General features: G+C 67.8%; 16 protein-coding genes and 2 tRNA genes. 9 read left to right on the top strand and 9 right to left on the bottom strand.

Translation table 11 applies throughout. From position 1 onward, the window contains the following. The first annotated feature begins 150 nt into the window (after window positions 1-150). The 3 genes from DEQ92_RS15465 (at window position 151) to DEQ92_RS15455 (ending at window position 1,711) form a co-directional block, all read left to right on the top strand. Window positions 151-1,068 (top strand): acyltransferase, encoded by a 918-nt coding sequence (locus DEQ92_RS15465; RefSeq protein WP_004976395.1) that lies wholly within the window; start codon window positions 151-153, stop codon window positions 1,066-1,068. A 116-nt stretch (window positions 1,069-1,184) separates the two neighbouring features. Next, window positions 1,185-1,481, top strand: coding sequence for a hypothetical protein (locus DEQ92_RS15460; protein ID WP_004976394.1), 297 nt, complete (start codon window positions 1,185-1,187; stop codon window positions 1,479-1,481). Window positions 1,482-1,531: 50 nt separating this feature from the next. Beyond that, entirely contained in the window at window positions 1,532-1,711 is a 180-nt protein-coding gene (locus DEQ92_RS15455; protein WP_004976393.1) for a hypothetical protein, read from the top strand. A gap of 14 nt (window positions 1,712-1,725) precedes the next feature. On the opposite strand, the gene DEQ92_RS15450 is transcribed toward DEQ92_RS15455, so the two are convergent. Next, window positions 1,726-1,920 (bottom strand): hypothetical protein, encoded by a 195-nt coding sequence (locus DEQ92_RS15450; RefSeq protein WP_115805367.1) that lies wholly within the window; start codon window positions 1,918-1,920, stop codon window positions 1,726-1,728. 333 nt (window positions 1,921-2,253) lie between these two features. After that, window positions 2,254-2,324 (bottom strand) — tRNA-Gly (locus DEQ92_RS15445). Window positions 2,325-2,594: 270 nt separating this feature from the next. Between DEQ92_RS15445 and DEQ92_RS15440 the strand changes: the two genes are divergently transcribed. Continuing rightward, window positions 2,595-3,425: an NAD+ synthase gene (locus DEQ92_RS15440; protein WP_050459251.1), complete on the top strand. Its 831-nt coding sequence runs from the start codon at window positions 2,595-2,597 to the stop codon at window positions 3,423-3,425. 30 nt (window positions 3,426-3,455) lie between these two features. Here the strand turns inward: DEQ92_RS15440 and DEQ92_RS15435 are convergent, their stop codons facing one another. Next, complete coding sequence (locus tag DEQ92_RS15435) at window positions 3,456-4,151, bottom strand: enoyl-CoA hydratase/isomerase family protein (protein ID WP_115805366.1); 696 nt, start codon at window positions 4,149-4,151, stop codon at window positions 3,456-3,458. Between the two features lie 60 nt (window positions 4,152-4,211). On the opposite strand from DEQ92_RS15435, the gene DEQ92_RS15430 reads away from it, so the two are divergent. Both DEQ92_RS15430 and DEQ92_RS15425 read left to right on the top strand, forming a co-directional pair. Then, window positions 4,212-4,889 (top strand): hypothetical protein, encoded by a 678-nt coding sequence (locus tag DEQ92_RS15430; RefSeq protein ID WP_004976389.1) that lies wholly within the window; start codon window positions 4,212-4,214, stop codon window positions 4,887-4,889. Window positions 4,890-4,967: 78 nt separating this feature from the next. Continuing rightward, window positions 4,968-5,039: transfer RNA gene (locus DEQ92_RS15425), tRNA-Thr, on the top strand. 185 nt (window positions 5,040-5,224) lie between these two features. On the opposite strand, the gene DEQ92_RS15420 is transcribed toward DEQ92_RS15425, so the two are convergent. Continuing rightward, a complete protein-coding gene (locus DEQ92_RS15420; protein ID WP_115821104.1) occupies window positions 5,225-6,211 on the bottom strand; it encodes a pectinesterase family protein in 987 nt (328 codons plus the stop codon). 183 nt (window positions 6,212-6,394) lie between these two features. Between DEQ92_RS15420 and DEQ92_RS15415 the strand changes: the two genes are divergently transcribed. Continuing rightward, window positions 6,395-7,717 (top strand): MFS transporter, encoded by a 1,323-nt coding sequence (locus DEQ92_RS15415; protein ID WP_115821103.1) that lies wholly within the window; start codon window positions 6,395-6,397, stop codon window positions 7,715-7,717. Window positions 7,718-7,746: 29 nt separating this feature from the next. Here DEQ92_RS15415 and DEQ92_RS15410 read toward each other — a convergent pair whose 3' ends face one another. Together DEQ92_RS15410 and DEQ92_RS15405 are read right to left on the bottom strand one after the other, a co-directional pair. Continuing rightward, a complete protein-coding gene (locus DEQ92_RS15410; RefSeq protein ID WP_004976385.1) occupies window positions 7,747-8,358 on the bottom strand; it encodes a class I SAM-dependent methyltransferase in 612 nt (203 codons plus the stop codon). A 162-nt stretch (window positions 8,359-8,520) separates the two neighbouring features. Then, window positions 8,521-9,132: a metal-dependent hydrolase gene (locus DEQ92_RS15405; protein WP_172795736.1), complete on the bottom strand. Its 612-nt coding sequence runs from the start codon at window positions 9,130-9,132 to the stop codon at window positions 8,521-8,523. 98 nt (window positions 9,133-9,230) lie between these two features. Here DEQ92_RS15405 and DEQ92_RS15400 point away from each other — a divergent pair, with 98 nt between their 5' ends. Together DEQ92_RS15400 and DEQ92_RS15395 are read left to right on the top strand one after the other, a co-directional pair. Next, complete coding sequence (locus DEQ92_RS15400) at window positions 9,231-9,848, top strand: hypothetical protein (protein WP_004976383.1); 618 nt, start codon at window positions 9,231-9,233, stop codon at window positions 9,846-9,848. Window positions 9,849-9,889: 41 nt separating this feature from the next. After that, window positions 9,890-10,543, top strand: coding sequence for a TrkA family potassium uptake protein (locus DEQ92_RS15395; RefSeq protein WP_004976381.1), 654 nt, complete (start codon window positions 9,890-9,892; stop codon window positions 10,541-10,543). Between the two features lie 292 nt (window positions 10,544-10,835). Here the strand turns inward: DEQ92_RS15395 and DEQ92_RS15390 are convergent, their stop codons facing one another. The 3 genes from DEQ92_RS15390 to DEQ92_RS15380 are packed head-to-tail and all read right to left on the bottom strand — an operon-like array spanning window position 10,836 to window position 13,450. Further along, window positions 10,836-11,702: a phosphate ABC transporter ATP-binding protein gene (locus DEQ92_RS15390; protein ID WP_115805356.1), complete on the bottom strand. Its 867-nt coding sequence runs from the start codon at window positions 11,700-11,702 to the stop codon at window positions 10,836-10,838. Beyond that, window positions 11,699-12,397, bottom strand: coding sequence for an ABC transporter permease (locus DEQ92_RS15385; protein WP_004976378.1), 699 nt, complete (start codon window positions 12,395-12,397; stop codon window positions 11,699-11,701). The genes DEQ92_RS15390 and DEQ92_RS15385 overlap by 4 nt, the downstream gene beginning before the upstream one ends. Window positions 12,398-12,421: 24 nt before the next feature. Beyond that, entirely contained in the window at window positions 12,422-13,450 is a 1,029-nt protein-coding gene (locus DEQ92_RS15380) for a substrate-binding domain-containing protein (protein WP_115805355.1), read from the bottom strand. Between the last annotated feature and the right edge of the window lie 6 nt (window positions 13,451-13,456).

Genomic DNA, 13,456 nt, shown 5'->3' with positions numbered 1-13,456 from the left:
TCGGGTTCCGTTCGGCGCTAGCGACGGGTCGAACTTGTTCCATCAGACACGCGCCCGACCCCCGAAACCAGCTAATATTGCCCGGAGGAGGCCTGACGCGCGGTTCGCACAACCGAATCCCTTTGAATCTCGACGGCTTACGACGGTGCAATGACAAAGGTCCGCGTTTCGCTTCCGGAAGACGCCGAAGACGGCTTACAGGCGTTTATCGACGAGGTCGACGCTCGTCTGGCCTCGGACGAAGACACCTGCACGGTCGTTCGGGACACCCTCATCGACCTGTTCGGCGACCGCGAGGCGTGGGAGCGCTGGCAGAACGGCAAGCCCGTCTCGCCCGCGACGCGGGTCCGACTGCAGGGGTACGACCCCTGCAACGCGACGCTCGAAGCCGAGTACTACGCCGAGAAGGACGACGAGAAGTTCAAGCGCTCGAAGCATCTCCAGTGGCTCTGGCGGCAGTTCGACGCGACGCCGATGGCCGACAACGTCGCGTTCGCCCTCCGGTTCCGACAGATGCTCGCCAACCACCTCTTCGAGGAGGCCGGGGACAACCTCCGCATCTTCAAGGGCGTCACCTTCTCGTACGGCCACAACATCTCCGTCGGCGACAACACGGTCATCCACGACGACGTGCACCTCGACGACCGCGGGAAACTCACCATCGGCGACCGCGTCTCCATCTCCGACAGCGCCCACATCTACAGCCACTCCCACGACACCGTCGACCAGACCGAGGTCAGAAACTACCACACGACCGTCGGCGACGACGCGCGCATCACCTACGACGCGATGGTGAACGCCGGCGTTTCGGTCGGCGAGAACGCCATCGTCGGGGCCCGGTCGGTCGTGCAGGGCGACGTGCCCGCCCACCACATCGCTGTCGGCTCGCCCGCCAAGAGCGTGAAAGTAAAGCCCGGCTTCGAGGACGCGGCCGAACCGCTCGACGCCGGCGGCGAGCGCCGCGCCGACGAGCGCGAGATTCCTTACGAGCTCCCCGACGACCTCGACGCCTTCGACGAGTTCGACCGCGAACTCGACGGACCGGTGAATTCCCACCGACGCGAGTAACTCCCTTTTCGGTGCCAGACCGCCGCGCCGGCATCGCCCGCGACCACCGTCGAGAGCGTCAGCAGACCCGTTCGACCGAAGAACCGATATAGCATGCTAACGTAAGTCAATGTGTGATGGACATCTGGGGTTGGATCGTCGTCTACGCCCTCGGGTTGACCCTGCTCCAGCTCCTGGTCTATCGGTACCTCGTCAACGGCGGTGAGCCGACGATGGGCGAGGGGACCGGTCGGGACTCCGCCCGGACGGACCGCTACGCCCACCCCGAAATCGCGGCGTCGTTCGACGACGGCTCGCAGGCCGGCGTGCAGACGACGCCGACGGGCGAGCGCATCTGCCCGAACTGCGGGGTCGAAAACGAGGCCGACACCACCTTCGACCTCTGCTGGAACTGCACCCGACGGCTCCGGTGACGACTCGCGGCCGAGCCCGTTTTACCAGCCCTCGACTAACTACGCGTATCATGGCCGACGACGACGAACTCCACGGCGAAATCGACGCGCTGGCCCGCGATATCGAGCGGGCGATTCTCGAATTCGACTCGGCCCTCGAACGCCACGCGATGCTTCGGCAGACCGCCCGCGAGCCGGTGTTTCGCTCCGAATCGCCGGAGCTCGACGACGTGCAGAACCTGTTTTTCTGAGTCGGTGACGCGTGCTATTCTTCGAAGAAGGTGAGAAGCAACGCGATGACGACGTAGACTCCCGCACCTATCAGTGCGAGTCTCACTGGCTGGCCGGGGGCGTCGAGTGCGCCGGTGTCGGTGACGCTGGCGTACACTTGGACCGTGAGCAACAGCGAGAGGACCATCAGCCACCGCCGAATCGACAGGAGGGGCGTCTCGGTGTCCATATGCCCCGTTCGGACAACTGTCAATAAAGCCGGCTGTACGCCGACCGGGAGTGCCGCGAGTGAAACGAGCGGCACGTTGGCGAGATAGCATCTCGCCAGAACTGAGCAAACCGAAGGTTTGCGAAGGTCGGTCGGCAAACGACCGAAGGGAGTACCGCGAGTGAAACGAGCGGTACGTCGGTGAGACAGCGTCTCACCGGAAGTGCGCCGACCGGGAATTGAACCCCACTCGCAACGCTTCGCGTTGCTCGCTGCTTCAATTCCCTCAGGTCGCATCTCTTCACTCCATGGACTCGGAGCCTCTCGGCTCCTCGTCTGGCTCCGTTCAGAAGATGCGCCGACCGGGAATTGAACCCGGGCTCCGAGCTTGGGAAGCTCGTGTCCTACCACTGGACCATCGGCGCGCTACGCTTTGCTTGCGCCCCTGACTCGACCTCGCTCCGCTCGGTCGACCATCGGCGCTCACATTCGTTCGCCCCGCGCGTTGTCTCACTTCGTTCGACAACACATCGGCGCGCTGCGCTTCGAACCGCGTTCCGAAGCAAAAATCCGTAGACTGCGGGGGCACTTGAACGTAGCGCTTCACCCCATCGAACCCCCGCGAAAACTGGACGGCCGTCCATTGTTTTCGCGTGACACGTGACTATTTGGGCCCCCGGTTCCAACCGGCGCCCATGACATCCGTCGACGTTCTCTCGGAGGACGCCCCGTTCGACCTCCTGTTCTCCGAAGCGGAACTCGAAGCGCATCGCGAACACATCACGACCTTCATCGAAGACACCGTCGAAGCCGCCGGAGCCGACGGGGCCGTCCTCGGCCTCTCCGGGGGGATTGACTCGACGCTCACCGCCTTCCTCGCCGTCGAGGCGCTCGGGAAGGAGAACCTCCACGGGCTCGTCATGCCGAGCGTGGCGAATGCCGAGGACATGATGAGCGACGCCGAGGGGGTCGCCGAGATGCTGGGAATCGAGTACGACGTGGTCGAGATTCAGCCCATCGCCGAGACGTTCTTCGACACGTTCCCCGAGGCGGCCGACGACCGCATGGCCGCCGGGAACGTCTACGTCCGCACGCGGGCGGTGCTCAACTACTTCGTCGCCAACCACGAGAACCGCATCGTGCTCGGGACGGGCAACCGCGCCGAGGCGATGACCGGCTACTTCACGAAGTACGGTGACCAGGCGGTCGACTGCAACCCCATCGGGAACCTCTACAAACAGCAGGTCCGCCAGCTGGCCGCCCACGTCGGCGTGCCGGAAGAACTCGTGTTACAGACCCCCTCTGCCGAGATGTGGTCCGGCCAGACCGACGAGGGCGAACTGGGGCTCACCTACGACGCGCTCGACGCGATTCTCGCGCTCCACGTGGACGGCCCGCTCTCGAAGTCCGCGACGGTCCGCCACCTCGGCGTGACCGAAGAACAGGTCGACCGCGTGGTCGGCCTCGTCGCGGGCAGCGCCCACAAGCGGTCGATGCCCCCCGCGCCGTCGGCGCTGGACGTGTAACCAGCCGTCGAACCGGTCCGTTCGCAGCACTCACTTTTCGCGCGACGCCGCGATGTCGTCGACGTTCGCCCGATGAAGCTCCGCGAAGCCGGCGGCTTCCCGTTCGAGTCGCGCTTCCCACCCGTCGCGGTCGCGCAGTCGCTCCTTGATGATTCGGAGCGACCGGTGGTCGTTGTTGGCCATCGAGGCCGCGACCGCGCGCGGGTCGTCGACGATTCGGGAGACGAGGCCCATCCGGAGCGCCTCGTCGGCGTCGACGACGCGGCCCGAAAGCGAGAATTCGAGGGCGTGACCCTCGCCGACGACGCGCGGGAGACGGACGGTCCCGCCCCACGCGCCGAACAGGCCGAGTCGGACGCCCGGTTCGCCGAGGGTCGCCCGCGAGGTGGCCACCCGCACGTCGCAGGCGAGCGCGAGTTCGACGCCGCCGCCGCGGGCCGCTCCGTCGATGCCGGCGACGACGACCGATTCGGCGGCTTCGATGGCGTCGGCGACGCGCTGGCCGTGTTTTGCGAACGCTTCCGGATCGTCGAGGTCGGCGACGCTGTCGAGGTCCGCGCCGGCGCAGAACGCCGGGCCGTTCCCCCGGAGGAGGACCACCGGCGCGTCGGCCTCGACGACCGCGGCTTCGAGGGCGTCGAGGTCGGTCGGTCTGAGCGCGTTCCGTCGCGCCGGGCGGTCGATGGTCACGACCCGGAGGTCGCCGTCGTCCGTCGTCCGTATCATACGCCCGTTGTGCCGTGGTTTTCCAAAGGTCTTTGCCCTCCCAACCGTAAGTCTCGGCCGATGGACGACGCCGTGCGAGCCCGCGAGGCCGCGCGCGAGGCCCTCTCCGATATCGAGCCCGAGGCCCTCCGTGCGGCGCTGGACGAACGCCTCGACGCCGCCTCCCTGACGCCGGCAGTGCTCACGTTCGTGAGCGCGCGGGCCGTCGAACCGAAGGTCGACCTGAACGGGATGGCCTCCCGCGCGGCCGGAGTGCAACTCATCTACGAGGGCCTCCGGCTCACTCGGTCGCTCGCCCACGACGAGCCGTGGACGCATCTCGATAGCCCCGAGGAGGACACCGACGCGGACCTCGACATCCTCGCGGCGGACGTGCTCGTCTCGCGCGGCTTCTACCTCCTCGCCCGAACCGAGGCCGCCGACCACGCCGTCGAGACGGTCCGCGCCTTCGGCCGCGACCAGACTCGCCGCCGCTCGGCAGACGAAGCGGCACGCCCGGACCTCGACGGCGAACTCGAAGTGAACATCTGCACGCTCGCCGTCGTCGCCGGCACCACGGCCGTCGGCTCGGCCCCGCCGACCGCCCTCGTGGAGTACGCCGCCGGACTGGCCGACACCCACGACGGCGATTTCCCCCCAGCCGACGAGACCGTCTCCGAGGGGACCGTCGAGCGCATCGCGGCCCTCTATCAGGGCGGCGGTGGCGACGACGCGGTCACCTCCGCGGCGGACCGCTAATCGACATACGCTACCACGGTTCCGGGTCGGTTCGAATCGAAACCCCTAAAGAGTAACCCGGACAACCAAGGAATGCCTGCCTGGGTAGCTTAGCGGTAAAGCGCGTCCTTGGTAAGGACGAGACCCCGGGTTCAAATCCCGGCCTAGGCTTTCTGTGAGGAACAACGTGACGAGCGGAAGCCGTAGCCGGATTTGAGCAGCGAGCAAATCTCTGATTTGCGAGTGAGTTCAAATCCCGGCCTAGGCTCTTCTCGGAATCTAACTATCGAGCGAGGCGTCTCGTCGCCGAGCAGTTACTGGATTCCGGTTGAGACTGAACCGCCCCACTCGCACTCTCACTCCTCCCAGTCCCACCACTCACCAGCATCCTCCGAACCCAACACGTTCGCCTTCGAGTACCTCCCGACCTCGTCCTCGGCCAACGCCGTCGCCCACGAGACCCGCTCGCCCTCCGAACCCGGGCCTCGGCTGTCGTACTCCGCGTATTCGACCGTCTCCTCGGCTTCCGGACGCGACCAGTTGTGCCAGCCGGCGGGGAGCACGTGCGAGCCCATCCGCGTGCGAATAAACGCGGTCCGGGCGTGATTCCGCCACGGCCGGCCGAGATACACCTCGGACACGTCGGCGTCGGCGGTCAGTTCGCAGTCGAGAAAGACGAAGCCGAAGGGCTCGTTCGCCGGCGTCGAGGCCGCCGTCACGTACGAGTCGGCTTTCGAGTGGACGCGGCAGTCCTCGAAGACGGCGGTCGCACCGCCGAAAATGAAGTCGGCCGTCCCCTCGACGTAGCAGTCCGAGAAGTACTGGCGCGCGCCCTCGCCGGCGGCGTAGACGGTGTCTTGGTGGCCGAGGAAGCGGCAGTTCTCGAAGCTCGCCCGGTCGGCGTCCACGTGGAGCGAAACGGCCTGTCCGACCGGGCCGGCGCTGTTCTCGACGGTCAGGTCGCGGGCGCGGAAGTCGTTGCCGCGGACCTTCAGCGTGTAGGTGAAGAAGGTACTGTTGCGGCCGCGGTCGATTCTCTCGAAGTGGTCGTCGTGGGTGATGACCGTCCCCTCGGCGCTCTCGCCGACGAGGGTGATGTCGGGGTTCCACGCGTGGACTTCGACCTTCTCGTCGTACACGCCGTCCCGGACGAGGATTCGGATTCGGTCCGGCGGGAACGACTTCGCGCCGTCGATAGCGGCCTGAATCGTCTCGTAGTCGCCGGTGCCGTCCTTCGCGACGACGTAATCGTACTCGTCGGGGTCGTCGGCCTCGGCGAGCGTGCCGAGCAGTCCGACGGCGACGCCGAGCGAAATCAACGCGAGAGTGAGAGATGCGAGCATGGCACGTACGTAACGTGCCGCCGATATACGCTTGGGGGATAGCGGAGGAACTCACGGCCGGGTCGGGTCGGGCCGGGTCGGGTCGGGTCGGAAACGGGAACGGGAACGGACCACCGCTCACCCGCAGCATCTCACACGAATATTCACGATAGACATTTACACGCACGCGATGTCGCCTGAGCCATGACACGGCTTTCGCGGTTCGGACCGACCCGCGTCCGGTGGGCGCTCTGGGCGCTCCTGACGACGGGCTTTCTCCTCGTCAGCTTTCATCGCGTCACCTCGGCGGTCCTCGCCGACGACCTCGCGCGGACGTTCGACACGACCGGCGCGGAACTGGGTATGCTCCACGCCTCCTTTTTCTACATCTACGCCGGCCTGCAGCTCCCGGCGGGAATCCTCGTGGACCGCGCGGGGTCGCGCCGGGTCGCCGCCGGCGGGCTCGCCGTGATGGCGCTCGGCGTCTTCGGCTTCGCGCTCGCGCCGACCTACGGGGTGGCGTTCGCCTCGCGGGCGCTCCTCGGTCTCGGCGGGAGCGTCCTCTACACGGCCACGCTTCGGTTCCTCGCCAACTGGTACCGGCCGGACGAGTTCGCCACGATGACCGGGTGGACCGTCGCCGCGGCGGGCATGGGCGGCGTGCTGGCGACGACGCCGCTCGCGGTCGCAATCGACTCGGTCGGCTGGCGTTCGGTGCTCCTCGGGGTCGGCGTCGGCGGCGTCGGCCTCGCCGTCGTGACGTACCTCGCGATCCGCGACCGACCGCGAGACGCCGGGTTCGACCCCCTCGACGGCGTCCGCCCGCCCGCGTCGTCGGTCGAACTCGGGACGGTCGTCGAGAACACGAAGCGCGTCCTCCGCGAGGGCGAGACGTGGCTGATGGGGACGATGCTGTTTCTCGTCTTGGGCACGAACTTCACCGTCACCGGCCTGTGGGGCGTGCCCTACATCGCCGACCTCTACGACGTGTCGGTCCGGACGGCCTCGCTTTTCGTCTTCGTCGGCAACGTCGGCTTCCTCCTCGGGTCGCCCGTGCTGGGGACGCTCTCGGACCGCATCGGCTACCGCACCGAACTCATCGTCGCCTCCTGTGTCGTCTTCACCCTCGCGTACGGGCTCGTCTTCCTCCTCGTGACGCCGCCGCTGTTGGTGGTCGGCGTCCTGCTGTTTTCGGCGCTGTTCGTCATGGGCGGGGCCGTCATCGCCTTCACGGTCGCCAAGGAGCGCCACGACGCCACCGCGAGCGCGACGGTCACGGGCGCGATAAACAGCATGGGCTACTTCGGCGCGGCGCTGTTTCCGGCGGTGATGGGTCTCGCCCTCGACGCCTACTGGACGGGCGAGACGGTGGCCGGCGCGCGGGTCTACACGCCGACCGGCTACCGCGTCGCGTTCGGCATCGCCACCGCCGCGGGCGTCGTCGCGGTGTGCTGTGCGTACCTGCTCCATCGGCGGGAGGCCCGCGCCGATGCGGCCCCGTCTCCGACCGCGAAACCGACCGACTGAGACGCGTCTTCCCCGCTAAAATAGCCATCTCAGCTCTCGTATCGCGCTAACACGAACGGGTACTGGCTCCCCAGCTCGTCGTCCACGACGAACTCGGATTCGACCGCGAACCCGGTCGAATCGAGCGTCTCGTAGGTCTCGTCGATGTCGGGGAAGCTCCAGCGCATCTCGACGCCGCTGTCGAGCCAGTCGGGGTTCGACCCGGTCCACGCCTCGCCGCCGACGGTCGAAAGCAGGGTGCCGCCGGGCCGGAGGACGCGGGCGAACTCCGCGAACACCCGCTCGTGTTCCGCGATTGGGACGTGGATGACGGAATAGAACGCGCAGACGGCGTCGAAGGAGTCCGACCGGACCGGAAGCGCGGTCATGTCTCCCTGTGCGAACCGCGCCGCCGGCACGTCTCGGCGGGCGCGGCGCAGTTGCTCGCGGGAGAAGTCGACGCCGACCACGTCGAAGTCGGCCGCGAGAGCGTCCGTCACGGGCGTTCCCTGCCCGCAGCCGGCGTCGAGCACCCGCGCGTCCGGGTCGAGGGCGTCGGCGAACTCGTCGAGCACCGCGGGCGCGTCGTCGCTCCGCTGGTCGAGGTAGTCGTCGGCGAGGCGGTCGTACGCGTCTCTGACGGCGCGTCGTTGGTCTGTCATTCTGGAACTCGGGTGAGTTCGACCGCGCGGCCGTCAGATAAGTGTCTTGTCCCGGTCGGCCCCCTCGCGGGCTGTCGGTTCGAAACGGCTGTCGGCTCGAAACGGAAGCGGCGCTGAAACCCGGAGAATCGGCGGTCGAGACGCCTCGAAAACGGGAGCCGCTTACCGGAGGTCGCGGACGAACCGCTCCGGCACGTAGTCGACGACGTGGTCGGGTATCGCCGCGACGGCGGTCTCCGCGATGGCGACCATCGGTTTCCGGAGCAGGACGTAGACGCCGGAGACGGCGACCGCGGCGATGACGAGCGTCTCCGCGAGGCCGTCGAAGGCGAGGACCGGCGGGACGGCGAAGGCGAGCGTCAGCGCGAGGTCCTCGGGCGCGCCGTCGTAGCGAATCAGGCGCTTCGGGGCGAGCCACCGGCCGTTCCAGTGGTCGTAGACGGCGCGCTCGGAGGTGCCGAGCCACGGCTTGAGTTCGAGGCCGCCGCCGAGCACGTCGGACGCGGAGTGGAGCGCGGCCGCCGCGAGGAACAGCGCGACGGCGAGCGTCGTGGTCGTCGGGTTCAGCGCGGCGACCGCTACCGCGGGCACGGCGAGCGCGCTGAAGTACACGGGGAAGTGGAGGGTCTTCCGGTGGCCCGCGTAGAGGTCGAAGTCGGGGAACAGGCCGCCGAGTGCGGCCGCGAGCACCGGGAGCATCCCGGCCTCGGGGACCAGCGCCCACACGGCGGTGCCGAGGACGACACCCGCGAGGGCGTGAGTGGTGGCCATCATCGATGGGGCGTATGCAATCTGGAGGAAAAACGATGTCGGTGGTCGTGCTAGCTAGTCTCACGGTCGAATTTAGGCTGCTCAGGTCATAGCACACCGCAATGGTCCCCAGTCGAATCGAGCGACTCGCGGGGCGGGCGATTCAGGCCATCATCGTGTGTATCTTCCTCGTCGGTCTCTACACGCGGAACCTGAGCGTCGCCGTCAACGCCGTGCTCGCGCTGGCGGCGACGTTCCTCCCCGCGGTGCTCCGCCGCGACTGGCAGATTCGGCTCCACCCGCTTCTCGGCCTCTGGCTGGCGCTGGCGGTGTTGCTCCACGCCATCGGCATGCTCGGCCCGTACCACTACATCGACTGGTGGGACCACGTCACCCACACGCTCTCGGCGACCGTGGTCGCGGCGGTCGGTTACGTCACCGCGCGGGCCGTCGACGAGTACACCGAGACCGTCTACCTCCCCGACCGCTTCATGTTCGTCTACATCCTGCTTTTCACGCTCGCGGCCGGCGTGTTCTGGGAGGTACTCGAGTTCGGTGCGCGACTCGCCGCCGACGCCGTCGGCTCGGAGGCCGTCCTCGTTCAGTACGGTCTCGGCGACACTATCGTCGACCTCGTCTTCGACACGGTCGGCGCGGTGCTCGTCGCCCTCTTCGGGACGCCGTCACTCGCGGACACCATCGATTCGGTCACGGAGCGACTCGAACGGACTCGACCCTGACGGGGGCCATCTTTTAGCCATCCGGTGTGCATACTACTACCATGAAATTCGTTATCGTTGGCTACGGCCGCGTGGGTTCACGGACCGCCCGCGTGCTCCGGGAGGAGGGCCACGACGTGACGGTCGTCGACAACAACGACAAGAAGGTCGACCGCGCCCGCGACGAGGGCTTCGAGGCGGTTCTCGGCGACGGCGGGACCGAGAGCGTCCTGCGGGAAGCGGGCGTCGAGGGCGCAGACGCCGTCGGCGGGCTGACCGGCGACCCGAACATCAACTTCGCGGCCTGCATGCTCGGAAAGGAGTACGACTGCCGGACGGTCATGCGAATCAGCGAGGACTACCGCCAGGAGATTTACGAGCGCTACGCCGACGACGTGGACGAGATTATCTACCCCGAACGCCTCGGCGCGGCCGGCGCGAAGACGGCGCTCCTCGGCGGCGACTTCAACGCCATCGGCGACCTCACCGACCAGCTCCGACTGACGACGGTAACCGTCCCCGACGGCGCACCCGTCGTCGGCGACCACGTCGCCAACATCGACCTCGGCGCGGACGGGCGCGTCTACGCCCACGGCCGGGAGCGCGAGCCGATGACGATTCCGCTTCCGGGGACCGTCGTCGAACCCGGCGACCAGCTCGCGCTCCTCACGGAGCGAAACGCGCTGGAACGGGTTCGGTCGAAACTACTCGGCTGACGCCGCGACGACGTTCGGCGGGTCGAGAGGTCTCTCTGCGGTGTAGTCCGTCTCGGAAAACAGCGCCGTGGTGGCGGCGCCGCATGTCGTACCGGGGGAACCAGAACGACGATGGTGGTGGTGGTTTCGTGCCGGGCGCGCCGGTGGGAGGATGGGAACTGAGGCCGAGTGCGCGCCCCATACTCGGGTACGTACGGGGAACCTTAAATCTGCGTCAGACAGGGGTCACACGCTATCTACGTGCAATATCTGCTGTTATACCACTGCCGGGATTGCCGTTCGCCTCCCGCGCTCAGTAGACGAGTTTCCCCTCGACGAACTGGCGGACCCGGTCGTCGTCCGGCGACTCGAACACCTCGTCGGTCGGTCCCGATTCGATGCACGTCCCGCCGAGGATGACGGCCGTCCGGTCTGACACCCGCCGGGCCTGCTGCATGTCGTGAGTCGCGAGCGCGACGGCGATGCCGCGGTCCCGCGCCGCCCGCATCGCCGACTCGATGGCGGCGGTGTTCCGCGGGTCGAGGTTCGAGGTCGGTTCGTCCAGCAGTAACACGTCCGGGTCGGGTGCGAGCGCCCGCGCGATGGCGACGCGCTGGGCCTCGCCCGCCGACAGCGACCCGGCGTCGCGGTCGACCTTGTCGAACATCCCGACGGTCCGAAGCGCCTTTTCGACCGTCTCCGACGGCTCGTCGCGGCCGAACAGCCCCTCGACCGCGTCGCGGACGCGAGCGCCCCACGACCGGCGGACTCGAAGCCCGTAGGAGACGTTCTCTTCGACCGTCGTCGAGAAGAGACTCCGTGTCTGGAACGCCATCCCGACTCGCCGTCTGACCGCCAGTCGGCGCGCTTCGGAGAGGGTCCACACGTCGTCGTCGCCGACTTCGACCGTCCCCTCGTCCGGCCGCTCGAACATGGCGAGCAGTCGGAAGAGCGTCGTCTTGCCCGTCCCCGAGGGACCGACGACGGCGAGAATCTCCCCCGGTTCGACGGCCAGCGAGATGTCTTCCAGCACCGCGCCGTTGCCGAAGCCGTGGCCGAGGTCGTGAGCCGCGAGTCGGGTCCCGCCGCGCCCCGCCCCGTTCGACGCCGGGTCGGGTGCGGTGGACCCGTCGGACTCGCCGACACCGGGCCCGCCGGTTCCGGGTCTCTCGGTCGTCATCGTCCCCTCCCGTTCCGTCCGGGGGTCCGGTCGCGGAAGCGCGCGCCGAGGGCGTTCACGCCGAGGACGAGCGCGAGCAGGATGGCTCCGAGCGCGATGCCCGTCTCGATGTTCCCCTTCCGCGCTTCGACGGTGATGGCCGTCGTGAGCGTCCGGGTGAACGACGTGCTGTCCGAGAAGACGATGTTGCCGCCGACGATGAGCACGGAGCCGACCTCGCTGATGGCGCGGCCGTAGGCGGCCAGAAGCGCCGTGACGATGCCGTAGCGCGCCTCGCGGACGACCAACAGGGCGACGTCGGTCGAGGTGCCGCCGGCGGCGAAGGCGGCGTCTCTGAGGTCCTGTGGAACCGACTGGACCGCCGACAGCGAGACGCTCACGAGGACGGGGAGCGCGAGGATGGTCTGCGAGAGAATCATCGCCTCGGGGGTAAACAGCAGGTCGAACGTCCCGAGCGGTCCCGAGCGGGACAGCGCCAAGAGGACGACGAGGCCGACGACGACGCTCGGAAAGCCCATCCCCGTCGAGATGACGGAGGTGACGACCGACTTCCCGTAGAAGTCGCGGAACCCGACCGCCAGCGAGATTGGGAGGCCGAGCGCGGCGCTCAGCGCGACCGCCGCGGTGCTCACGTACAGCGAGACGGCCGTGATGCTGACGAGGTAGGTGAGGTTCAGGTCGCCGAGGGCGAACACGGGCGGTGGTGGGGTCCGGTCGGACTAAAAGTCCTCGGGGACGTGCTGTGCCACCCACGACTCGAACTGGGCGTCGGAGACCGACGCCGACGACGAGGCGTTCTCCCCGCCGTCGTAGTTCTCGGGGACGTACTGGCCGAACTGCGGGTCCTCAGAGAGCGCGTTGGGGAAGAAGAGCTGCGACCCGTTCGCCGTGTAGTTGCTGATCATCTCCTGTCCCTCGGGGCTCGTGAGGAAGCCGGCGTAGGCCATCGCCAGCGAGTAGTTCACGTCGGGGTACTTCGCGGGGTTGACCGGGATGACGCCGTAGGGGTTCTTCAGGATGGTCGGGCCGCCCTTGAGCGGGCCCTGCACATGGATTTCGAGGTCGATGTTGTCCTGCGTCGCGAGGAACGTCCCGCGGTCGGCGAGCGTGTACGCGCCCGACTGGTCGGCCTGGACGAGCGTGTCGCCCATGCCCTTGCCGATTTCGCGGTACCACGTCCCCGACGGTTCGACGCCGGCGGCCTCCCAGATGAGGAGTTCCTTCTTGTTCGTCCCCGAGTCGTCGCCGCGGGAGACGAACGTCGCCTCGGCGTCCGCGATGGTCGCGAAGGCGTCGGCCGCGCTCGACATCCCCGAGATGCCGGCGGGGTCGTCGGCCGGGCCGACGACGACGAAGTCGTTGAACATCACGTCGCGGCGGTTGACGCCGTAGCCCTCTCGCAGGAACTCGTCTTCCGCGCCGCGGGCGTGGACGAGAATCACGTCCGCGTCGCCGTTCCGCGCCGTCTCGATGGCCGCGCCGGTCCCCTGCGAGATGGTCTTCACGCGGGCGTTGAACTTCTCTTCGAACACCGGGTTCAGCGCGTCGAGCAGGCCCGTGTCGTAGGTGCTCGTCGTCGTCGCCAGCGTCAGTTCCTGGGTCGCGCCGCTCCCGCTTTGGCTCCCCTGAGACTCCTCTGTGGTCCCGTTGTTCGCCTGCGGGGGATTCGCGTCTCCCGTGCATCCGCTCAGTCCGAGAACCGCGCCGACACCAGCAGCCTGTAAGAAACGCCGTCGCTCTATCGCCATGCATTG

It is taken from the genome of Haloferax sp. Atlit-6N (assembly GCF_003383195.1).
In the GTDB taxonomy this organism is placed as follows: Archaea; Halobacteriota; Halobacteria; order Halobacteriales; family Haloferacaceae; genus Haloferax; species Haloferax gibbonsii.
Note: the sequence above shows the minus strand (reverse complement) of the source record. Positions and strands in the feature narration are given on the sequence as shown.